This window comes from Candidatus Uabimicrobium amorphum, assembly GCF_009002475.1.
Taxonomy (GTDB): domain Bacteria; phylum Planctomycetota; class Uabimicrobiia; order Uabimicrobiales; family Uabimicrobiaceae; genus Uabimicrobium; species Uabimicrobium amorphum.
Genome location: NZ_AP019860.1, coordinates 3,446,316 through 3,470,528 on the forward strand (window position 1 = coordinate 3,446,316; position 24,213 = coordinate 3,470,528).

Below are 24,213 nucleotides of genomic sequence, written 5' to 3' on the forward strand. Positions count from 1 at the left end.
ATATGAGAGTATATCACCAGCCCTCGGGAAGTAGCCACATAACTCCTGGGGTAAAACGAATTATGACATGCACAATTGCCGTATTTGCGATACAAGTAATCGCAACATCGGTAATGAAAACATCATTTATCGAAGACTATTTTGCTCTTACACCACGAAAAGCGATTGAAAATTTTTGGATATGGCAATTTTTTACTCATGGATTTATGCACAATGTCCTTAGTTTTTGGCATATTTTTTTTAATATGCTGGCATTGTTTTTTTTCGGTCACGTTGTCGAGAGACGCTATGGTACAAGTAAATTTTACATTTGCTATATAGGTTGTATTGTCTTTGCCGCAATTGTCCATGCAATCAATGCTTACATCAACACAAGTGCAGGAATCCCCGCAGTCGGTGCGTCGGGTGCCATTATGGGCATTCTCATGGTAGCGGCATGTTTAATGCCCCATGCCACAGTGTACTTTATGTTTATCCTTCCCATGCGTATGCGAACCCTTATATGGATTCTTATTGGATTTGAACTATACAACGCCCTGATGTTTCCCCATTCTTCGGTAAGTGCTGCGGCTCACTTAGGTGGTCTCGCTGCCGGATATTTGTTTTTTCGTTACGGGCAGGGAGTTATTCAGTGGATTGATCGCCTTGAAATGCAAATGGAGAAACAAAACAAAATTCAAGAGCAAAAAAAGTACAAAAACATGCGTGGCAAAGTCGACGAACTACTTGATAAAATAAACAGTAACGGCATTAACTCACTTAGTGATAAAGAAAAAGACTTTTTGAAAAAAGCCAGTAAAAAGTATCGGGATGACTAAAATGTCCAAACTCAAAGTTCAAATAATTAAGTGGGGAATCGTTTTTCTTCCTTTAATTATCATCGTATTTATTTTAAAAGTTTTTTTACCCGGATTTTCCAGGGAGGTAAGAACCTCTCAGTTTGGAGATTCGAAATCATTTCAAACTGAACATTTTTATACCTTAACGAAAGAAATTCCCGAGTCGCCACGCCAAGTCGCGACACTCTGCGAAGACTTCTATTCTGCTTTTATTCGCGAACACCAATCCCAAATATCCTTTAAAAATCTAGAAAACAGAATTGAGGTCTTCTTTTTTGGAAATCGCAAAGAATTTGACAACTTCTATAAATCACAATACTCACGTAGTATACCACACAATGCCGCATTTTATTCTCCGGTACAACAGAGAATTGTTTTATATTGGAACAATAATACACGCGAAACGCTGTATCACGAGCTGACACACATGATTCTGGACATTAATGTAGACTTTCATTTACCTGAATATAGCGTATGGTTCAATGAAGGGCTTGCCATGTATTTTGAGAAGTATCAAGTCGTAAATGGTAGCTTAATTCCAGGAGAACTGGACAATGAGGCGGTCCTGTTTGTTAGACAAGCATTTAAAAATCATATGTTCGTACCTCTTACAGAGCTGTGTTCGGCGACAGCAGTAGATTTTAGAAGCCGTAAAAACACCATCTACTACTACGAAAGTTATTTATTTGTTTATTTTCTAAAACATGTCAAGGGAGCCGACACGTTTTTGCAATATTTCAAAGAAGAGGGCAAACCGGGTGAATGTTCGCCTTATGCACTGTGGGATATCCTACAAAAACCAAGTATTGAAATAGAAAAAGAATTTCTAAGATATTACAAAATCAACTAATGCTTTGGAGAGTTATCATGAGTTCAAATTTGCTTCTCATTCATCTATCGAGTGAAAAAAAATACACAGCTTTTCCGATAGGAGAGACCCTAACTATAGGTAGAAGCGAACATTGTGACATTCACATAGATGTCAAAGGGGTATCGGGAAAGCATTCGCAAATCGCACGGCAACAACAAAATTACATACTAAGCGATTTGGGAAGTACCAACGGCACATATGTGAACAATAAAAAAATACATGACGAGCACATTTTAACTCATGGAGACAGAATTGGTGTTGGCAACTATAAATTTATGGCTTGGCATACACAAAACCCACTACCATTTTTATTCGATGCGGAAAGCAAACAGACCATCGCTATTTGTGAATTTCCGTTTACAATAGGACGCTTGAATAACAACCACTTTACATTTTCCGATAAAAACGCTTCGGGAAAGCATGCGCAATTTGTCGAGAAACAACAAGGGTACTTTGTGCAAGATTTAGAAAGTACCAATGGTACTGTTGTCAACGGGCAACGTATACAAGAATGCCCTATTCGTCATTTTGACAAAATAAAGATAGGCAATTGGCAAGCGATTTTTTTACAGTGTAGCTCAAAAGAATATACCGTCACATTTGCCAACCTTCCCCCAAAACAAGTGGAAAAAGAACTCGTCATCGGCAAGGGAGATACCAACGACATAGTTGTTCATCATCCCACAGTTTCACGAACACATTGTCGCATTTTTTACGAGTGTAGTTCTTTGTGGATTGAAGACTTAAACAGCAGTAACGGAACCCAAGTGAATGGAGAAAAAGTAAGCAAATGGCCCTTACAGCATGGTGATCATGTAATGGTCGGTAGCCAAAAGCTCCTTATCGAAAACAAAGAACAGCAACATGGCGAATTTTACATAGAAAGCGATGAAGGGGAACGCTTTTCTATTACCGGAAAGTCAACACTAATTGGACGTAAGCAAGGTTGCCAAGTTCGTTTACAAGATACAGAAGTCTCGGGAATACACGCAGAAATAATCATTGACGACGCGGGCGTTGTCATTAATGACCAAGATAGCCGCAATGGCCTTTATGTCAACGGCCTACGCGTCAAGAAGAGTACCTTAAACCACAAAGACCGTTTGCGCATATGTAGCAACTGCTTCACTTTCTATAACAACGCAAGTTTGGCTGTTGAAGGATTCGAAGAAAGTGGTTATGCGCTCGTTCCTTTTGAAAACGACATTTGTCAAACGCCTGTATATCTAGGACGATTTCTATTTTTAGGAAAAGACAAAAGTAATCACGTCGTCGTCAACAGTTCATCTAATCGCGATGCTCAAATTTACAACGAAGGTGAAGAGTACTTCATTAAAGATTGCGATTCAGCCCTGGGCGTTTTTGTCAACAATGAAGCGATAAAAAACCATCACTTACAACATGGAGATCGTATCCAAATCGGCAACTCGGTTTTCTTTTTCAAAGATGCCGTACAACAATTAGAGGTATCGCAGGCTCCTGCTAAACAGGGGAACAAAGCCTTTGCACGAGCAGCAGCCATGCTGGTCGCCATAGCATTTCTTGCGTTTTTTGCTCACTCACTCTTATTTCGCAAATCGCCTCTAGATAAACCAAAAGAAAATATATCCAAAGTAGAAAACAATACCAAGAAAACGACAAAACTAGACGACAAAGCCACCATTGCAAAAGCCTTAAAGGACGCTCGTGAACATTCCAAAACCTATCGTTTTGACAAAGCAGTTGTTATTTTGCAAAAAGCGCGTAAAAAAATTCAAGTAATTGCCAACTTACAAACGCTAAAAGAGCACATCGATTACTTCACCATTCGCAAAAATTTGTTTAAAGAAATGAACACGCTGTTAACCGTTTCTGCCCATGAAAATCCAGTGCGCCTTTACATACCTGGAAAAGGTATTTGTAGCGTCAACAAGGCTGACCAAAAAACATCACAACTCATTTTGGAAAACCGCAATCATAAAATTTTTCCGTATCCGTGGAAGAAGATTTCACCGAAGATGTTCTTGTACATCGCAGAACAACTTAGCTTAGGCGAAAAGTACGCGATGACTTTAATGGAAATGGCCCAAGAGTTTCTATTCCCCGAAGAATGTGAAAAATACGCCATCGTGGCTCTCAAAAACTTTCCACAGCGCAAAAAACGCATCGACCAAGTCTACGCCAAAATGATCGGCATACAAGTGCCCCAAGGAGGCTTTGCTGTTTACAAAGGTAGGCTTTTACCGCAACAAAAAATCAAAAAGTTACGTCAACAAGAAATCGCGCGAAACAAACGCGAGCAAGATGCTAGACGACAACAACAACGAGAACAAGATCGTCTAAAAGCCATCGAAATGGCCAAACAAAAAGAGCGCGAAGAATTCCCGGTGCGCTACTCAATCATCGATGAATTTGCACGAACATATAATTATCGTAAAGCCCAAGAGCAGTTTGCCAAATTACTCAAAGACACTACGATTACAACATTTCGCGTAAGAATCCAAAGGCGCATGAAGGAAATCAGACCTCTTGCCAAGCTCTTCGACAAACTCATTAGCGCAATTAAAGCTCGTAAACTCAAAAATGACCGCGTACAAATTGGTGATATACAAGGAACGATTACCACCGCAACATACCGCCATTTTCAAATAACCATTCCCAACGGAGAGATTCGTCAACGCTGGTATTATTTGTCTCCGCAAAAAATATACGATTTTTTTGAGCGTATGCGTTATGAAAGCGACGATTTATACTACATCGGTGTGTTTTGTTTCGAAAACGAACTCATTGACGAGGGCAATACTTCTTTTATCGACTACCTAGGCCAAAACCCGCGTGGACAAAGACGTGTGGATTTGTACCTATCGCAAAAATTCCAAGTTCCGATCCCCAAAGGAGGATTCGTAGCATATCGCGGAAAACTCATTTCCCCTGAAGAACGCGGCAACTTAGCCAAAGGCCTGGTCCGCCATGGAAGAGAGTGGGTAACTCCCGCAGACAAACAACGCCTAGAACAAGGCCTAGTAAAATACAAAGGCAAATGGATCACTGTTGATGAGCAAAAACTTTTAGCCCGTGGCTATGTGAAATACAAGGGTAAATGGCATTCAAAAGCCGAAATCAACAAAATTCGCAGCAACTGGGAAGACGCATGGTCGATTTCGACCGAACACTATGAGATTCGCACCAATATCTCCGAAGAGTTTCTCAACGAATTTGCCTCGATTATGGAACAGTCATACGCCGTATATAAAAAATTCTTTGGTGGTATTGATGCCAGAAGACGCATGACTCTGTTTGCTTTTAAAGGCTACGAAGATTACCGAAAATTTTGCATAGACACCGGTCAGCAAAACTCACTACGTGCAGGAGGTTTTGCGCATCCAGGCATGAACGTGGGAGTTGGATGGAAACGCAACAGCAACGCACAACTTTTAAATACAATGATTCACGAAGGCGGGCACTTATTTCAATTTAACGCCTACCCGCGCTCCTCTTCTCCGTCGTGGCTATCCGAAGCCATCGCCACACAGTTCGAAGGCTTTAATTGGAACAGACAAACCAAAAAACTAAGTTTTGACTTTGTCTCACAACAACGCTTATCGTGGATAAAGCGCAATATTCTGCGTAAAGACTATTTTTCCATACCCGACTTAATTCAAGGACGCGCAATAGAGTTCATCAACACCGATCCACAAAAGGCCATGACCTTTTACTCGCAAAACTGGGCACTTTATTACTACTTGACACATACCAAGGTAGAAAAGTACCGCGTTGCTTTTCAAAAATTTCTTCAACAAGTACACGGAGGTGGTGTCCGCGGTCGCGAAGCAGCGTTATTTTTGCAGACGTTTGAAGGTGAGCTAGACAACATAGAGAAGCTGTGGACCACTTTTATTTCCGGGTTATAGTTTGGTTTTGGAGAATAGAGGCCTAGGATAAGAGTTTCTTTCTCCGTATTGGTGCCCTCACCATCGAATTAGCAGTTTTCAGCTACGCTGAAACCTTAAATTCGATGGTGAGGGCATCAATACGAAAAAGAACATCACACAACACAAAACAAAATCTACCCATCGCTTTTATCTTCACTGGTATCTTTCTTACGCGAAAACAAACTAATAAATTTACGCCACGAAGCTTTTAAATAAAAAATTGCCCCAAAAAATAGCGCAATAATCGCTTGAATTAGAAGGCTTCCTGATCCAGGATCAATGTATGCTAACATCGACTTATTTCCTTTCCATAAGATATATTACTCTATTACTTCCCTCTACGGGCACCGTTCGTTTTATTGTAAATTCTTTCGCAAAATCCGCTTCAAAATTATCCGCAGTGTAAAAGCCAAAAATGTCCTTGCGATGGCGTAACATTCTCTCTACTTGCGAATCGCTTTTTGGGACAAACTCGATAATGAGATGTTGACATACGCGAGAAAAAAACGCGGCAACTTTCCCAAAAGGGAGATTGTTGGCAATAACCAGGTGATGAATTAATGCCAACGCCAAAGCGGTTGTCTCAGGTGCACGAGTGAAAAAACTTTCTCGCTCTTCATTTTCCCAACCAATGCCTGGACTTGGATTTGTGATATCGACCACCAAGGGAAGTAAGTGATCGCGTTTTTTGGCTTTCGCCTCCAAATAATTTCGCTCCACCGCAATAGGATCGATATCAGAAGATATGGTAAAAATTCCCATCTCACTCGCCACGCGGCTAAAAATTCCACGGTTGGCCCCTAAGTCCACCACACTTTGCGATGAAATACTTTTTAACATCTCCGCAACAATTTCCTTCTTTGCCGTAAATGCCTCATCGGAATAGTTGAGTTCTTTTTCATAATAATCCGACCAGATACTGCTATGTGCTTTTTTTAACTGCATGCGCTTTACGCATGAGCGTAGATTATCAATAATTCCCAATAATCCCAATTTCGAAACTTTGTATTTTTTCGGTTTTTGCGCACCATCAAACGACTCACTCTTAGCATGAAGGTGGATATGTGACAGCAGCGAAATATTGAACTTCGTACGTGCAGGTAACAGCGAACTGGCCAAATCAAGAGGAATACCATCGATATACGAAGTGAGCATTTTATTTAAGTAAATATTGCAACGACTCATAAGGGCTAAGGGAGCTAAGAAGTGTCGACAAAACTGTCGGTATCCCACCCACGCACTTCCTTCTTCATACTCTTCAAAAGATGTTGTATCAATAAAAATTGGTTTTGGCAAAAACTGTATATTATACGAACTACTATCTTTAAGAGACATTCCAAAACGCAAAGCCAACTCTTGAATGTCAAGCGTTAGAAGCGCCGCATCTTTTAATTGCGAAAAGCACCATTCATAGCTATAAGAAATAAATGGTATTTGTTGCGGACGAATGATTTTATAAGCCAATTCATCTCTCGTAATGTCCACTTCTTCATGACACACCAACCACTTTTTTTTGGTAAGTGCTTCGTATAGTCCGCTATCCATTAACTTGCGGTAGTCGTGCTCATACTCTTTGTTAATTTGGCGATACACAGTTCCGTCTTTAACAAAAACAAAGCCCGCAGGATCACGAAATGAACTGGATACTTGGTTCATATCTTTCATTTTTTCTCAAAATTTTCTTCACTGAGTTCAATAAAGTCATATGGGTAAGCCCAACTAGCAAAGTAGCTCTTGTCGGGTAGTAGCTTTAGTTCTGTAGAAAAGTATTCATGAAATACAACGCGAAATGAGTTTACCGGACTAATTTCCGGATACAGATTTTCGTATTTTTTATTCGGAAAATAGTAGGCGTTTAAAATGGAGAATTTTTCGGTGCAATTTGCTGCTTTGTAGTCATTGGAATCTATTTGCAACGACGGTCCGTGGTCCGCTTGAATCATGATAATTGCCTCACGTGATTTTTGCAAAATTTGCGTAACCGCTTGTTGTAGTTTCCCATTTAAAAAATTAACCTGTTCGCGATAACTTTTGATATATACAGCAACGTCTTCTCCCTGCTTTCGATGGCCATCTTTGAGAGCAAAAGTATGTGGAGGAATCTTTCCTTCACTGTCAAACACAAATGGCGGATGCGGACATACAATATGAGCAAAAACGAATGTCGGAGACTCATTCTCTAAATGCCCCAGCTTGTCTAAAGTGTACAAAATACGCTTGCGATGTGCCACGTGGTTTCCCTCAGCGACAAGATTGAGAAGAGGTGCATGGCTAACTCTTACGAGAGGAGTTACATTCATAAGTACGCGTTGAAACTCACTAATAGGGTACCTATTCGCCGCCAGATAGCTATCGGCATTGGTCAACTCCGTTCCCGAATACCCAGACGAAAATGCGGTAAGTTTATAGCCATGTTTTTTGAGAAAGTACGCCACACTGTTCTCGTAAATCATTCTCTTAAGAGGTGTGCGGCTACGGTAACTTTTGCCCAATTGTACGCGCAAATGATTCAGATATGTCAGGTTCAGTGAAGATGCCAACGACAAGTATGTTTGAGGATAGTTCGAACGTGACTTTTGCGCAACAAAAAATCCGTTGTCTTCCAAAAAAGACACAAAGGGACTATTATCGTAATGATAAAGGTCTTTCAGCACATCTTGGCGTGCATAGCCATCGACAACGATGTAGTAAATATCTGGTTTCTGTAATACATCTTTCTGTCCGTTATCGACAACACTCTGCGGTGACTTGAATTCTTTCGCCGAATACAAAAACCACACACAGTTAAAAACCGACAGTGCCACAAGTACAGTTGAAGATACATTCAAAAAAGATCTCACCCCTTGAAAACTTTGCTTCATTTTCAAGCACACATAGAATGCGATTAGAAAAAGTACACCTTGTGTACATAGCAATGTTCCATACGAAATCTGCACAAGTGTATAGATATGACCAAAACTAAAGAACAGAACTAAAAACAAAGACGTTAAAACCGCAGATTTATCCGCATCTTTCATCAACAACAACAAAAGTCCCCATAGTATTGCTGTTCCAACAATAGTAATGATCACGGGAACAATAGTTTCGCTAAAATTTGCTTGATCCATATTGTGTTGAAATAGAAATAATGTGGGAAATATGGCCAACAGCCATGGATGAAAAATTTTTAGCATTAAAGATTCCTTATTGTATAGAGATGTCTTACAACAACCTCTAGTATTGCTCCGGAGATGTTTCGCGCTTTTTCTGACATACAAAAACAATATTCTATCTCCCCGCGTGGATCGATATCTCCGATTTTGGTACGCACCTTGCAAAAATGTCCATCCGCAATAATACCGCGAACCACGCCCGAAATTTTGGCTTTTATTGTGTGTTCACCTATTTTCCCAAAAAGCTCACCACTCTTTATAGGTGCTCCAATAAATGTATGCGCAACGAACTCTCCGTCAACAGGAGCACGCAACAATCGTTCATTCGTCATTCCGGCAATATTACCGGGTGTACTGGTATTTTCCTCTGCTTTCCCGTTGCAAATGATCCGTGCCAAGTGATGACCGCGGTTGCTTTCAATGACAAAGTGAACATCTTGCCGCGCGGTAAAACCAGGCCCCACACCGATAACAAGCGGTGCGTCGTGAATAGCCGTACCAGTGTTGCGTTTCGCGATAATAGCATCAATAACGACAGCGGGTTTTAAACTTCGAATAATAGTGGCGGTGGGATCTACAACAACCGGTATGATTTTTTGCGTAACTAAACGTAAGATCTCAGAAATGTTTTCTTTCGCGACTTTCTCCGCACAAATATTTTGCAAACAATATTTGTTGTGGAAGATGGCTTGGGCAAACGATACAGTTCGTCGAATAACAGAAGGGTTTTCCACTTCGGTCATCACGACGGGAAAATGGCACATCATAAGGCGATGGGCAATTGCAGAAGCCATTTCTCCTGCACCTTTTACCACAATTAGGTTATTTGTCATAGAATTTTGCATGGGAGTGAACGTATCCAACAACTCGTTGTTGTTTTATGGAAGTGAAACTACATTGGAATTGCTGTAGCAATTCCAATGTGATATGTTTGTGGAGTCGTTTATTTTTCTTCTACAGCAAAAATGTATCCGTCATCCGTCGCCATGTAACCAACAAAACCCAAGTCATCGTTGGTATTACTGGTAAAATGGTCAAACATTTCTAGACTAAATTCATCGGTAGCCTTACCTGTTTTCGGATTAACACCTATTAAGCTTTTGCCGTATTTCATAATCCATACGTGATATTTTCCTTGGAAATAAATACTTTTTCCGTTTGTTATTTCCCATTTTAAATTTCCGGATTCAACATCAAGCGCATGCATAATAGAGCTTTTTCCAGCTTCGCGTTGTGAGATACAATAAACAGCATTACCAATTGAAAGGGGCTGCTCGTTGATTTCACCACCACTTTCAAATTTCCAATCAACAATACCGGTGATGCGATTTATCGCGTACAAGTTGTAGTCTCTAGAACCTACAAACAATGTCGGAGGATCATCGGTCGCTGTCAAATGAGCCTTGTTACTTCCAAATGTATGAAAAATACTATCTTCACCCCACTCACTGATACGATCTCCTGTTTGGCTGCTGATAGAATATACGCGGTTATCCATCGTAGCAAAGTATAAGGAACCTTCAACTTCAACAGGAGTTGACCACACATGATCATCTAAACGAAAACGCCAATCATGTCTCGCGGTACTTGGATCAATAGCATAGACAAAACGATCCCATCCTGCGACAAAAACATAACGGTCTGTTGCACAAACAGAGGAACAAGGAACGAAGGTAAGTTCTCTCTTCAGTAATTGTCCACCGGTGATAGTTGAAATAACATGTAAATGTCCCATACTTAAGACAAAAAGCTTGTCTTTGTATTTGGTGGGTGCATAATCTAGTTTGTGTCCAACTTTATATACCCACAGAGGTTCACCTGTTTTGCGATTAAAAGCGTATAAATATGACGACTCGGTTACCGCAACTAAGATTTCGTCTCTTAAGTATAGATTCACAATTTTTTCACCATCTATTTGGTGATGCCATCTGGTAATAAGTGGTGTAACTTGAACATGATCTTTTAATTTCTTGGAGCGAGGAACTCTTGTTTCGTTTTTTACTTTTTTTGATGCACTGGTTTTAATTTCCTGAGACTTTTTTTCTGTCTTTTGAATTTTATTCTGTGGCTTATCATATTTTTTGCATGTACAGGAAATTAAACTAAATACCAAAATCAAATATAACAAACATCTCATAATACACGCCATTTCTAATACAAAGTAACAATAATAACTGACCTATCAGGTGTTGCGTCTGTGCAATGTCATTACTCAGGGATGTGGTCGAAAATAATTCACCAAATTCTACATGGTAATTTTGCCCAGCTGTACGGAGTGGTAAAGTGTTTTTGACCGCATCTCTCAGGTAGAGAATAGATTAAAAAAATGAGTGATGACACTTTGAACCCATAAAGGTTATCATAATGATTTCGTGAAAAAACTGCAAGTCATTTCCACCAAGCAACTACGAATTTTTAGGTTTCAGAAAATCTTTTATCTTGTGACGTTACTACACTCTTTGACCTCATAGCTTTTCGCAAAAGACTCTAACCAATTTTCGCTATCTACTTCCGTAGGAACACATCCACCATAGAATTTACATGCGTTTGTTCCCACAAACATGGCAAATGATAGTATTTTGTCTATATCCCACTCTTGCAGATAACCATACACAACTCCTGCACGAAAGTTATCTCCGGCTCCGGTGGTGTCCATAATATTTCCTGTATAAGGAAGAGCGAAATATGTACACTCGCCACGGTATACAAACATACATCCTAAAGATCCGAGAGTGACAATCACTTTAATATCACGATGATCCTTGTATGTAGCCAGTAATTCCATTTCTAGCTGTGGTAATTTTTCTTTTGTAGTTTGTCGCGACACCAAAACAACATTTGCTAGCGTAAAATGAGGTTCGTCCGGCTCGGTGTCAGATAAAATAATGGGGACCTGTAACTCATGAGCTTTAAATGCCGCCTCTTGCATAAATTTTGCACTTCGTGCAAAATAGCCATCCAAACAAAGTAATTTTGATTGTTGTAAATATTGTGGACAAATGCTGATGTAATTTTGGGGAGCTGGGTCGGCGATGATGGTTCTCTCGCCGCTTTCATCGATAAGTATGTATGCACAGTGCGTGTTTCCTTGACGGCTATCGTCGATTTTTTCGGTATTTATAGCGTATTCATTCAGGGCATTTGAAAAAAAATCACCCTCGACATCACTCCCGAGGTGGTGACAACCCATAAGCCCCGTTTTTACTCCCCAACGACTTATGCATGTAGCAGAATTTGTAGCTGATCCGCCGAGTTTCTTTAATTTTTGTTTTGCAGAAGTGATCGAAAATCGTTGTGGAAATTTGTCGAAAACGAACAAATAATCAACAATTACCATTCCATAAAAGATAACATCAAATTTTTTGTCTAACATTTTATCTGCAATTCTATCAATAAAGACGCATAGTTTTTCAAAAACGTTATTATAGTGGTTCAAATTTGCACGTATAGAAAAAAATTAGTTTTTATTTCACAGAATATAGATTTATTTTTTACACCGTTTTGTTTTTATGACAAAATAAAAGTAGAAATACAATTGCTTGAATTTGCCTTTCGTTCACAGAAAATATTTGCTACATAAAAAAATAGGAGATTGTCATGAAGTTATACATACTAATTATTCTTTTTTTGACTAGTGTATTCGCAGAAGAAGTGGTATTAAAAATTGCCACAGTGACCCCGGAAGGATCTATTTGGACAAAGAAACTTCGCGATATGGATCGTGATATAAAAAGAAGAACCAAAGGACGTGTTCGCCTTAAGATTTATGCAGATTCACGAAAAGGAAATGAAAGCCAAGTGGCACAAAAAATCCTCAAATACAAAGTGGACGGTGCACTTTTTTTGCAATCGGGTATGGAAGAACTCGTGCCACAAACGAGTATTCTAAAATTACCTTATTTTTATAAAAACTATCCGCATTGGCAAAGTGCTCAACAAAAGCTAAAAAAAGGTTTCGAAGCGGATTTCAACAAAAAACAAATAGAAATTTTGGGGTGGTTAGACTCGGGGTTCACATATGCGTTTACCAATAAAAAAGTGCAATCTCTACAAAATTTTCAGCGCCTACAAAACTGGCTTTACACAGAAGAACCCCTAATTAAAACTTGTTTTGCGCGATTACAACTACAAGGAAAAGAAATAAAGGTAAAAGAAGTCTTGCAATCTTTGCAAAATAAAGATATTAATAGTGTATATGCTTCACCGTATTTACTCATGGCCTTAGGGTGGCACGAACATGTAAATTATTGTATAGATCTACCTATCAACAACACTGTTGGTGGATTTGTTATGCACGAAAAAGCGTATCGAAGTATACCAACAAAATATCGCAAAAAAGTTGCGCGGATTATCTCCAAACATATGAAGGTACTATCCACAAGCATACACAAAGAAAATGCAGCGGCCAAAGAATTATTGCAAAACAAATACAATGTAAAATTTATAAAACCCGATGTTAATTGGGTGAAAACGTGTCAATCTATAGGACAAAAAATAGCCAACGAAAATGTAGGAAAAATGTATACATCACAACAACTACAAACTGTAAAGTAGCTATGGAAAAGTATAAAATACTCCAGCAGATAACAGACAATACTTCTGGGAAGTTATTTCTAGCTGAAAACAGGACCAATAACCAAAAAGTCTTTTTAAAAACAGTAGCACTTCCCAGAGAAAACACTGCGTATTGGGTTGAGCAGCATAAAAAAAACGGTTATCTTTTATCGCAAGTGCAACACCCTAACGTAATTAGAAGTTGTGATTTTTTTATTAACAATCACCACGCAATTACTGCATTGGAGTATATGCAAGGGATTCCCTTTGCACAGTTTATCCCCAGTGTTACGCGATACAGCTTTTGCGAGCAAGTCGAAATGGCAATGCAAATTGTTTCTGCCATTACCACCGTCAATGAGTATGGAGTTGTACACCAAAACATATCCCCCGATAGCTTTATTGTTAGGCAAAATGATCGCAGAATCAAACTCATCGATGCGGGGATCGTTGCTTACCAAATTCCCAAAGGTTATTTGAGTCCGGAACGCCTGCAGCGCAAAGCAGCGCCCAATAGTGATGTATATTCGTTGGGAGCGCTGCTTTATGTATTTTTTGGATACGCTTTATATCCGCAAGAAAATTTCCTTGGCAAAATGTATCATACGAACCACCTCCCACCTTTGGCCCCTACAAGTCACCAAGAGAATTTCCAACGCCTTTCGCAATTACTACAACACACTTTAGAGGCCAACCCAGCACAACGTTTACAAAATGCACTACAGCTAAAAAACGAACTTAAAGAGATTTATAAAGCGGCCTCCTCCAATACGGCTAAAATCAGCAAAACCATAAAAAAGCGTCTATCAGCCCCCATCGAGCCAAGAAAAGATGACGAAGAAGAATTCGTCAAGGCCAAAGTTGCGCGTGCCAAAAAGAAATCGCGACGTAAACTCATGGGCATTTTGTTGGTACTTCTTGTAAGCGTAGTTTTGATTTCGATGCAGCTATATAGTTCGCAGCAAAAACACGAACAAAACAAAAAAGCCTTCAGTTATTTTCAGGAAGCGCGACAGTTATTCCAACAAGAAAGATATAGTGATGCCAGAAAACAAAATCAAAAAGCTCTGGCAATAGTAGAAAAACCTCTATTCTTAATACAAAAAGCTCTCATCGTATTCGAATGTCGCAAAAATAATGAAGATGTGTCTCTAGCCAATGAGTTGGCACGGAAAGCTCGTCCCACATTAGAAAAACTAAATAGCGCATTTGCCATACATTCACTAGGCATGATGTATACGCATGGTATCGGAGTATTAGAAGATAGGAATCGTGCTCTCAACTACTATAACCTAGCGATGAAACGACAATATATTCCCAGTTTCCTAGAAGCGGGTACTATTTTAGAAAAACAAAAAAAATACCTTGAAGCTGCCAAAGTTTATCAAAGAGCTATAAAGCTGAAAAGCCCAGAGGCGTTTGAACGTCTTGCTCTCCTTCATCTTCACAAAAGATTGACGACAAATAATATTGTAAACGCTGAGGTCTGGCTCAAAAAGGGCGCGAGCCTTGGTAGTGGTAGGGCAATGAATGGCTTGGCATATTTTTATTTTAATACCTACAGTGGTGCACAAGACATAAATGAGTCTATGTCTTGGCTAAGAAAAGCTGTCAAATACGGCGATTTGACAGCATATTACAATTTGGGAAAATTTCACTTACAAGGTGTTTTCGTTGAACAAGATACCCAGAAAGGTCTTAAGTATCTTGAATATGCCGCGGAAAATGGACACGCAAATGCGACTTTTGAGTTAGGAGAAGCCTATTTCATAGGTAAAAAAGTTGAAAAAGACCATCGTCGTGCTTTAGTCTATTTTCGTCAGGCGGCTTTTAAGAATAGTGTAGAAGCGGTGGGTAGATTGGGTGATTTTTACCACTATGGTTATGGCGGTGTCGCAGAAGATCATAGTTTGGCATTTGAATACTACACAAAAAGTGCAGAAAAAAACAACATGCTTGCCACTCATCAACTAGGTTTAATGTACTACTATGGCAGAGGTGTCAAAAAAGACCTCAATAAAATGATACCATATTTTACCAAAGCAGCACAGTTAGGCTACGCGGAATCAATGTACACCTTAGGTTTAATGACAGAAAAAGGTATCGTGCGCGCACAAGCCACTGACAATCGCACCGTTGCCATTTACTGGTATAAACAAGCGGCAGCAAAAGGCGATGTACGTTCAAAAGAAGCTCTTATACGTCTACAAGCCAAATAGCGACATTCGTTCACGCTCACGAACATTGTAAGTCCCCACCACTTACGAACACAGTGATGACGGTGTTCCTTAACAATAGTCGTGAGCATAAACGAGCCATCTAAAAATACACTATTCCAATAAATATTAAAACTCATTCACTCTTCAGCCACATTTCATTAAACTCTACATGCTTGATTGATTTACCCTGACCTTTGAGATGATAACTGTATGTAACGTGAATGGCACCGTTATCACTTTGTGCAATAGACGGATAAGAAAATCGTCCCTGAGGATTTTTTTCTAAATATTGATGCCACTTCCATGTTTTTCCTTCGTCATCAGATAACGAAGCCTTGAGCTGATGACGGCCATCGTAGGTATCGTTGTACACAAGAAGCCAATGGCCACTTTTTAGTACTTGGCATTCCACACTAGAACCGGGATTTAGTAATGGCATATTGCTAACCGCACTCCATGTCGTTCCACCATCTACAGAAGTGCTTAAACGAATTCGATGCTCAGGACCATTTTCCCGCATCATTGCCACGATAGAGTTATCTTTCTTACGTACCAAACTCGGCTGAATATTGCCGTAACCAACAATAGGATGACTTGTTGTCCATGTACGACCATAGTCAGAGGTAATGTTCACAATAGAAACAGAGTAGGCATCCGTGTAGAGTGGGAGTAACATTTTCCCCGAAGGAAGCCACAGTGGGTGAATGCGCGTCATCCATCCAATACGCTGTTGTAATTTGTCATGGCCTTTCTTTTTGATGTAATAGTACATTTCTTCATCGGCTTTTAAATCATCCAATGTTTTTTTCTCTAAGTCGGGTGCATAACTTGGATATTTTTTTACAAATTCGTCCAATCCAGAGAGAAGATGTTTCGCAAAACTCCGTTGTGGTTTCACATGTACATTGCCTTGCCACTCCCATGTAATTTTGTTTTGGTAATCCTTAGTATAACGATATTTAACAATAGCTGACTGCCAACGATTATCCAAAACCACGGTCCAAAATAGCCACAACTTACCTTGCGGGTCTAAGGACAAAACAGGATTGCAATCGGGAAATCCCGGTGTATCGGCAAGTATAAATGGCTGATCCCAATTATCACTTTTCTTGTAAGAAGCGACAATGGCAACATCATCGGCTTTTCTCTCTCCCGATCCGTAAAACCAGCACACAAGTAATTTGTCTTTCATCGTAACAATGGAAGATCCATGACAATGAAGTTTTTGTAATGGGAAAATAAGCTCTTGTTTGTAATAAGCTTTTTCACCAAAGGTAAAAGGTAGCATGCACAAAGCGATCATGACCATGCGAATTATCATAATTTTTTCCTCAAAATAAAGAGGCGTACAAGTCGCACTCTAACTGGATAAATTTCCTTGATGACACATTCTATTTTTTTATATATTAGAATTCTCAACTAAATTTTGCGATATTTATAATATAAAATCATATTATTTCCTAAGAAAAAATACGACATGTGGCAACATGTCTAAAGTTATCAGCAAAGAAAGACATTATGGAAGTATTAAAAATTGAAGACCTCAAAAAAGAATACATTTCTCCAGAAGGAGAAAAACATCTGGTAATCGACGTTCCTAAATTTTCAGTAGAAGAGCGCACACAAATCGCTCTCCAAGGAACGAGCGGTTGTGGAAAAACCACTTTTCTCAACATGATTGCAGGTATTCTTGCTGTCACACAAGGTAATATCTTTGTCAATGGAGAGAATATCAGTCAACTACCAGAAGCCAAACGCGACATTATACGCGCCAATAACATCGGTTACATTTTCCAAACTTTCAATCTATTGCAAGGTTACACCGCTTTAGAAAACTTAATAATTGCGATGAGTTTTGGAAATTACAACGTCGATCAAGATCGAGCCAAAAGTCTATTGACAAAAGTTGGCTTAGAACACCGTATGCATTATGTACCGGCGAAACTTTCCATTGGACAGCAACAACGCGTTGCAGTTGCGCGAGCATTGATTAACAAACCAAAACTTGTTCTAGCCGATGAACCAACGGGAAACTTAGACGCAAAAAATGCCCAAGAAGCGCTAACTTTAATCCGAGAAATTTGCGATGAAAATGAAGCGGCGTTGCTCCTCGTCAGTCACGACGAGAAAATACTGCATAAATTTAACCGTCTGCAGTCTATGCAAGAAATCAATGTCGCTTTACAAACGGAAGGACAAAAATAATGCTACGCACCATTTTGAAAGTTGTAAATCGCAGTTTACAACAGTTTGCATTATCCACCTGGATTACCGCCATTTCCATCGCTCTTGCGGGTGGATTATTGATGTCGATTTTTTTAATACAAACCCAAGCATTGGCCGCATTTACGGGAGGAGCTATTGGCTTTGACGCTGTCTTAGGGGCACGCGGAAGTCAATTACAATTGGTATTAAATACCGTTTTTCATCTCGAAACTTCCCCGGGAAATATACCATGGTCAATGTATAAACAGATAAAAAAAGACGCACGTGTAAAACTCGCCATCCCTTACGCCGTAGGAGACAACTATCGCGGCTTTCGCATTGTTGGTACCAACGAAGAAATTTTCACCAAATTTGAATATCAAAAAGGTAAAAAACTATTGGTAAACAAAGGTGGACGCTTTTTTAATGTACAAAAGCGTGAGGCGGTAATTGGCAGTTTCGTCGCCAAAGAAACAGGACTAAGAGTTGGTTCAAAAATAAACCCTTATCATGGATTTATTTTCGACGAAAGTCAAAAGCACGCCGAAGAATATGTCGTCACTGGTGTATTAAAGACGACAAATACGCCAACAGATCGTATAATATTAATACCCATAGAAGGTATTTTTCGCATGTCTGGCCATGTATTGCGTGGTGGAGGAGAAGAATACAAGGCTGAAGCAAACAAAGCCATTGACGACAAACACAAAGAAGTCAGTGCGGTCATGATTAAACTCAACAGCCCACTAGCCGGCTTTCAATTACAACGCCTAATTAACAGACAAGGAAAAGTAGCTTCTTTTGCATGGCCCATTAACAAAGTAGTTGCCGATTTTTTCTCCAAAATGGCATGGATTACCAAAGTACTAGAACTCATAGCCTACCTAGTGGCAATTGTCGCTATGGCATCGATTATCGCCAGCTTGTATAATACGATGAACGAACGCAAGAGAGAATTTGCAATACTACGTACACTTGGGGCACGTAAGCATATTATCTTTAGCATCATCATAATGCAGTCAACGATGATCGCATTTATTGGTAGTATTTTGTCTTTTGTTGTTGCTTTTGCTATCATGAGTTTAGCAAAATATATAACATATGCACAAACAGGTGTTGTTCTGGAAGTATTCCAACAAAACATGGCTCTTGTATGGGTACCACTAGGAATGGTAGTACTTGGAGCAATTGCAGGTTTAATTCCCGCAATAAAAGCATACAAAACCGATATAGCAAAAAACCTACTTCCCTCAAGTTAAATTGAAATAGGAGTCCGCCGTGAAATATCCATTTATCGCGATCATTATTACCACCATCAGTTTAGCCGCCATATATGGTTGGCAAACGCAAATGCAAGAACAGGACTTTGGCTCACTAGAGGATATAGATAACATTGAAGGAGAGTCACTAGCTGCTCCTATAGATTCCAACGCGAATCAACAAAATTCGCCAAACACAGTTGATAAAACAAATATACAAACGACGACAACTGCGTCTGACACCAAGGTTGAGTCTGACACCAACAACACCGTTGCCAAAGTTCAGTCTGACACCAAAGTTGCCAAGACTGAGTCTGACACCAAGGTTGAGTCTGACACCAAGGTTGCCAAGACTGAGTCTGACACCAAGGTTGCCAAGGTTGAGTCTGACACCAAAGTTGAGTCTGACACCAAAGTTGAGTCTGACACCAAAGTTGAGTCTGACACCAAAGTTGAGTCTGACACCAAAGTTGCGAAGACTGAGTCTGACACCAAAGTTGCCAAAGTTGAGTCTGACACCAAGGTTGAGTCTGACACCAAAGTTGCCAAAGTTGAGTCTGACACCAAAGTTGCCAAAGTTGAGTCTGACACCAAGGTTGAGTCTGACACCAAAGTTGCCAAAGTTGAGTCTGACACCAAGGTTGAGTCTGACACCAAAGTTGCCAAAGTTGAGTCTGACACCAAGGTTGAGTCTGACACCAAAGTTGCCAAAGTTGAGTCTGACACCAAAGTTGCCAAGACTGAGTCTGACACCAAGGTTGAGTCTGACACCAAAGTTGCGAAGACTGAGTCTGACACCAAAGTTGAGTCTGACACCAAAGTTGCCAAGACTGAGTCTGACACCAAGGTTGAGTCTGACACCAAAGTTGCCAAGACTGAGTCTGACACCAAGGTTGAGTCTGACACCAAAGTTGCCAAGACTGAGTCTGACACCAAAGTTGAGCCTGGCACCAACAACACCGTTGCCAAGGTTGATGACGATGCCAAAGTGGAAAACAACAGCGACATCATAGCAAAAGTTGATACTTCCAAAGGTGACTCAGACATAGCTGCCAAAATAGGTTCAACAGAAGTAAAAGACATCAAGAAAAAAACGCTGGCCAAACGTGAAGGTCAAACAACAAAAGAAACGACAGAAAAAAAAGACTATGAAGCGATGTCTTTTCAATTTCTATCGAGCTACGACATTAGCGATAACTTAAGCGAAGAAGAAATGAAAAAGGTGCCTGATTATGTAAGAAAGTTAGATGGAAAAGTAATCGGCATTGCGGGGTATATGGTTCCTACAGACATGATGAAAACAGATGTTTCACAATTTTTACTTGTTAACATGAACGACAACTGCTGTTTTGGAGGTGTACCAAAGGTAACCGAGTTTATTTTTGCTGAGCTAGAAAACACAACGGCAAAATATTCCAATTTCCCAATAGCAGTCATCGGAACTTTTTCATTGAATACCGATGGGAAAGATAAAGTCCTATACCGCATGAAAGTTCAAAAAGTAATACCTTCACGTGATAAGATTTTTTGGGACATTATGCGTAGCGCGCCTAGCTTTCCAGGAACCACATCTTTTGGAAGCTCTTTCTCTTATGGAAATTCAAACTACGAATAGGATAAATCCATGCTAAAACATATTTTTATATATTTATGTATCGCGACTTTTTTATGTGCCAACGAAAGATCGCTACACTTGGCACATGATGACGTGCTCCGCTCACAAAGTAGAGATCTGCTCTCTGGAGAGCATTACATATTGAAGACTTTCCCGGGAGATCATCTCGTTTCCGTTTATATTACAGAAGACAAAATGAGCGTATACAGCATAGACAAAATTCACACGCTGTGCGCTGTAAGCGCGGAAAAAAATAATGTCAAGATCGAGGTTCAACATTTAACTGCCAAACCAAAAGGCATTTCGTATAGCATCAACATCGCTAAAAATGAAATTACATTGGCGGGAAATAAACAAATACAGGCATCTGTACTTCGCTACGCTTCTGTGTTGACAGATATAGAAAATAAGAAAAAGTTTCTCCTAAAAATTGCCATGCCACTCAACGAAATCGCAAAGAGTGTATTTCCGAAAGAGCAAAGAGATTACACCAAGTTGAAGAGAAACTGGACCATGGTCAAAACAAATGGTGACAATAGTATTTATTTGGACTCTGGTGGTTTAAAGATCGTCGACTATGGTGTTTTTATTACCAGTAAAGCCAAGAACGTCGCTTTAGCTCGTGTGAAGGGGTCTGTCGTAAATAACACTCTGCTCAAAATCTCCGCAGTACAAATCACCTATCACGGTGGCGATTACTGGATCAAAGGGCAAGCCACCTTGGTTTGTCAGAAAAATTAGTATATTTATACGAAATGTATGCGATCCCCACCAATGTGGGGCATCGCAGCGGTTATTCCTCCACCGGAGCCAAATACATCTAATACGTGCTGGAACAGACGTCATTGGTATCCTTGTTCAAAAATTGATGCCCAACAAACACACATTCCCCAACATAAACAAACGGTCAAAAAATTATGACAAATTCGCAACTTGATGCTGTTATTCTATGTGACGGTTCTATTGCGTTAGAGTGGATCACCAGCAGTGGTGTCGTCGACAAAAATGCACAAAAACTACAACAACAAATATACACCGTCTTTCAAAAAAACGTCGCTCAGGCTTTGATTTCCTTGGGTTTTTCTGATGAGAACACTTCACTTTCTCCGTCACTGGAGTTTTGGAAATCTTTTGCACACACCTTTACCAAAAAACTAATACAAACACCTGACTTGGAGACAATACGCGACAAGGTTAACATTGAATTACTACCACAGGAAATAGGATACCTTTTACGAACCGCACCGTTTATGATCGGCTACGAGTATTTGCATGAAGACCTTCTACGTTCATTGTGGTCACAACTCAATAAGGAATTACAAAAAGAGATCAGAAAACACAAGGGAACGGTGGCGGCATTGATAAAGAGTTATGAGCCTGATGCTCACTTACTTGGCCGCGTATACTTTCATCTTGTGGAAAATCCCCATTCATCGGACTATCCTTTTGCATTTCTGGCTACCTACTCCACGCGCCTTGCAAATGAATCAAAGTCAAAACATATTCCGTTAAAGTTTGCTCTTAAAGAGTATGCTCATAGTGATCGCGATATGTTGCAGCTTTTAGCTACCATCGAAACGGCTGCGGAAAAAAGTGCGCTGGTTCATGGTTTACTGCAATCAGGGGAAATTTTCCATCCATTAGGATGGAAAGCCAATGAAGCGCTGACATTTTTGCGCGAAGTGGCCATTTACGAACAGTCTGGTATTTTGTGTCGCATTCCCAATTGGTGGCGAAAAAGTTCTGCGGGTATTCAGCTGGGTATCAAAGTCGGTAGTTCTACTCCTTCACGTGTGGGAATGGCCTCCTTACTTTCATTCAATGTGCAACTTTTATTAGATGGTAAGGTGATCAGTGCGAGTGAGGCGCGTAAAATACTTGAAGAATCCCAGGGACTTGCTTATCTCAAAGGGAAATGGATAGAGGTTAATCACGAAAAACTCCAAAAAATTCTATCTGTATTTGAAAAAGCGCAGCAGGTGACTAAAAACAATGGTATGACACTTCAAGAGGCCTTGCACATCCAACTTGGTATTAAAAAATTTTTCGGTATTACAACCTACGACAATATACTCACCATAGAAAACGGACAGTGGTTAGATTCTGTTGTCACCAAATTGCAAAAACCCGAATCAATCCAAACTACTTGCCCTGGACGCAATTTTAAAGCAACGCTACGTGGTTACCAGCAACATGGGCTAAATTGGCTACATTTTTTACATTCTCTACAATTTGGCGCTTGTTTAGCAGATGATATGGGCTTGGGAAAAACGATTCAAATCATTGCCTTTATCAACAGTATAAAGAGTACGGAAAATAAAAAGGCACATTTACTTGTCGTTCCCGCATCACTTTTGGCAAATTGGCAAAACGAGATTGAGCGCTTTGCGCCGTCACTGACATATTTTATCGCTCACTCTAGTTCAAATGCCGACGTCAATAAAACCACAAAAAGTGCTGATTTTTTAAATAGTTATGATATCGTCATCACAACATATGCATTAGTTCAAAGATATCCGTGGTTACAAAACCACAGTTGGCAATATGTCATATTGGATGAAGCACAAGCGATAAAGAATCCAGGGACAAAGCAAACCAAAGCGGTAAAAAAATTAAAGTGTTATAATAGAATAGCGCTCACAGGTACGCCTATCGAAAATAAACTTGGAGATTTGTGGTCTCTTTACGACTTTATTAATCCAGGATTGTTGGGTAGTATCGGAGAATTTACCTCATTTGCCAAGGAATTGAAGAGCGAAGGATACACACGCCTCAAGAAAATAATTAGTCCCTATCTTCTGCGCAGATTAAAAACAGACAAATCCATCATCAGTGACTTACCCGACAAAATTGAAATGAAAGTATACGCTTCACTATCGAAAAAGCAAATTCTATTGTATAAGCAACTAGTAGGCGGCCTTGCAAAAGCCATAAAAAAGGCAGAAGGAAAACACCGCCGCGGAATTATCTTGGGTTCACTCATTAAGTTTAAACAACTCTGCAATCATCCTGGACAGTATCTCGATAACGGTGACTATGCAGAAAAAGATAGTGGTAAATTCGCTCAGCTCAATGAAATTTGCCAAACCATTCACGCCAAGAGAGAAAAGGTTTTGGTTTTTACTCAATTCAAAGAAATAGCACCGGCATTACACGATTTTCTAACAACGGTATTTGGTCGCGAAGGTCTAATTTTACATGGAGGAACAGCGGTAAAGAAAAGAAAAAGCCTCATTGAACGTTTCCAAAGTAGTGAATACGTTCCATTCTTTATTTTGTCTGTGAAGGCGGCAGGCGTCGGTTTAAATCTAACCGCCGCCAATCACGTCATCCATTTCGATCGTTGGTGGAATCCAGCAGTGGAAAATCAAGCCACAGACCGCGCATTTCGCATCGGGCAAAAAAAGAAAGTTGTTGTGCACAAATTTATCACCAAAGGTACTATTGAAGAAAAAATAGATGCGATGCTCGAAGACAAACTGTCACTATCACAAAAAATTATCGAAAGCTCCGGAGAAAATTGGATCTCACAAATGGACGACCAACAAATGCTCGATATGTTCAAGTTGCGTTTGTAGTAAAGGAAAG

Annotated in this window: 17 protein-coding genes; 10 read left to right on the forward strand and 7 right to left on the reverse strand. The window is 39.9% G+C overall.

Features of this window, described 5'->3' with window-relative positions; genetic code table 11:
* Positions 1-2 precede the first annotated feature (2 nt).
* The 3 genes from UABAM_RS12290 to UABAM_RS12300 are packed head-to-tail and all read left to right on the forward strand — an operon-like array spanning position 3 to position 5,600.
* A complete protein-coding gene (locus UABAM_RS12290) occupies positions 3-818 on the forward strand; it encodes a rhomboid family intramembrane serine protease (protein WP_151968302.1) in 816 nt (271 codons plus the stop codon).
* A 1-nt stretch (position 819) separates the two neighbouring features.
* Positions 820-1,689, forward strand: a complete 870-nt coding sequence (locus UABAM_RS12295) for a gluzincin family metallopeptidase (RefSeq protein ID WP_151968303.1) — start codon at positions 820-822, stop codon at positions 1,687-1,689.
* A 17-nt stretch (positions 1,690-1,706) separates the two neighbouring features.
* Complete coding sequence (locus UABAM_RS12300) at positions 1,707-5,600, forward strand: FHA domain-containing protein (RefSeq protein ID WP_173013271.1); 3,894 nt, start codon at positions 1,707-1,709, stop codon at positions 5,598-5,600.
* A gap of 155 nt (positions 5,601-5,755) precedes the next feature.
* Here UABAM_RS12300 and UABAM_RS33400 read toward each other — a convergent pair whose 3' ends face one another.
* The 6 genes from UABAM_RS33400 to UABAM_RS12325 form a co-directional block, all read right to left on the reverse strand.
* On the reverse strand, positions 5,756-5,914 hold the full coding sequence (locus tag UABAM_RS33400; protein ID WP_173013272.1) for a hypothetical protein: 159 nt from the start codon (positions 5,912-5,914) through the stop codon (positions 5,756-5,758).
* Between the two features lie 4 nt (positions 5,915-5,918).
* Positions 5,919-7,286: a class I SAM-dependent methyltransferase gene (locus UABAM_RS12305; protein ID WP_151968305.1), complete on the reverse strand. Its 1,368-nt coding sequence runs from the start codon at positions 7,284-7,286 to the stop codon at positions 5,919-5,921.
* On the reverse strand, positions 7,283-8,794 hold the full coding sequence (locus UABAM_RS12310; RefSeq protein ID WP_151968306.1) for a sulfatase-like hydrolase/transferase: 1,512 nt from the start codon (positions 8,792-8,794) through the stop codon (positions 7,283-7,285). Before UABAM_RS12310 ends, UABAM_RS12305 begins: the two co-directional genes overlap by 4 nt.
* Positions 8,794-9,606: a selenium-dependent molybdenum cofactor biosynthesis protein YqeB gene (yqeB, locus tag UABAM_RS12315; RefSeq protein WP_173013273.1), complete on the reverse strand. Its 813-nt coding sequence runs from the start codon at positions 9,604-9,606 to the stop codon at positions 8,794-8,796. Before yqeB ends, UABAM_RS12310 begins: the two co-directional genes overlap by 1 nt.
* 110 nt (positions 9,607-9,716) lie before the next feature.
* The gene (locus UABAM_RS12320) at positions 9,717-10,910 is read right to left on the reverse strand and encodes an outer membrane protein assembly factor BamB family protein (RefSeq protein WP_173013274.1); all 1,194 of its coding nucleotides are present in this window, start codon (positions 10,908-10,910) and stop codon (positions 9,717-9,719) included.
* Between the two features lie 297 nt (positions 10,911-11,207).
* Positions 11,208-12,146, reverse strand: a complete 939-nt coding sequence (locus UABAM_RS12325) for a carbohydrate kinase family protein (RefSeq protein WP_151968309.1) — start codon at positions 12,144-12,146, stop codon at positions 11,208-11,210.
* A gap of 224 nt (positions 12,147-12,370) precedes the next feature.
* Between UABAM_RS12325 and dctP the strand changes: the two genes are divergently transcribed.
* Positions 12,371-13,327, forward strand: coding sequence for a TRAP transporter substrate-binding protein DctP (gene dctP, locus UABAM_RS12330; protein ID WP_151968310.1), 957 nt, complete (start codon positions 12,371-12,373; stop codon positions 13,325-13,327).
* Positions 13,328-13,329: 2 nt separating this feature from the next.
* Positions 13,330-15,546, forward strand: coding sequence for a Sel1-like repeat-containing protein kinase family protein (locus UABAM_RS12335; protein WP_151968311.1), 2,217 nt, complete (start codon positions 13,330-13,332; stop codon positions 15,544-15,546).
* A 133-nt stretch (positions 15,547-15,679) separates the two neighbouring features.
* Here UABAM_RS12335 and UABAM_RS12340 read toward each other — a convergent pair whose 3' ends face one another.
* A complete protein-coding gene (locus UABAM_RS12340; RefSeq protein ID WP_151968312.1) occupies positions 15,680-16,867 on the reverse strand; it encodes a sialidase family protein in 1,188 nt (395 codons plus the stop codon).
* A 197-nt stretch (positions 16,868-17,064) separates the two neighbouring features.
* Between UABAM_RS12340 and UABAM_RS12345 the strand changes: the two genes are divergently transcribed.
* The 5 genes from UABAM_RS12345 to UABAM_RS12365 all read left to right on the forward strand — a co-directional run bounded on the left by UABAM_RS12345 (position 17,065) and on the right by UABAM_RS12365 (position 24,203).
* The gene (locus UABAM_RS12345) at positions 17,065-17,751 is read left to right on the forward strand and encodes an ABC transporter ATP-binding protein (RefSeq protein WP_151968313.1); all 687 of its coding nucleotides are present in this window, start codon (positions 17,065-17,067) and stop codon (positions 17,749-17,751) included.
* Entirely contained in the window at positions 17,751-19,010 is a 1,260-nt protein-coding gene (locus tag UABAM_RS12350) for an ABC transporter permease (protein WP_151968314.1), read from the forward strand. Before UABAM_RS12345 ends, UABAM_RS12350 begins: the two co-directional genes overlap by 1 nt.
* A 19-nt stretch (positions 19,011-19,029) precedes the next feature.
* Positions 19,030-20,625: a hypothetical protein gene (locus UABAM_RS12355; protein ID WP_151968315.1), complete on the forward strand. Its 1,596-nt coding sequence runs from the start codon at positions 19,030-19,032 to the stop codon at positions 20,623-20,625.
* 9 nt (positions 20,626-20,634) lie between these two features.
* Entirely contained in the window at positions 20,635-21,366 is a 732-nt protein-coding gene (locus tag UABAM_RS12360; protein ID WP_151968316.1) for a hypothetical protein, read from the forward strand.
* Positions 21,367-21,542: 176 nt separating this feature from the next.
* Positions 21,543-24,203 carry a DEAD/DEAH box helicase gene (locus UABAM_RS12365; RefSeq protein WP_151968317.1) on the forward strand — a complete coding sequence of 887 codons (2,661 nt, stop codon included), beginning with the start codon at positions 21,543-21,545 and terminating at the stop codon, positions 24,201-24,203.
* Positions 24,204-24,213: the final 10 nt, after the last annotated feature.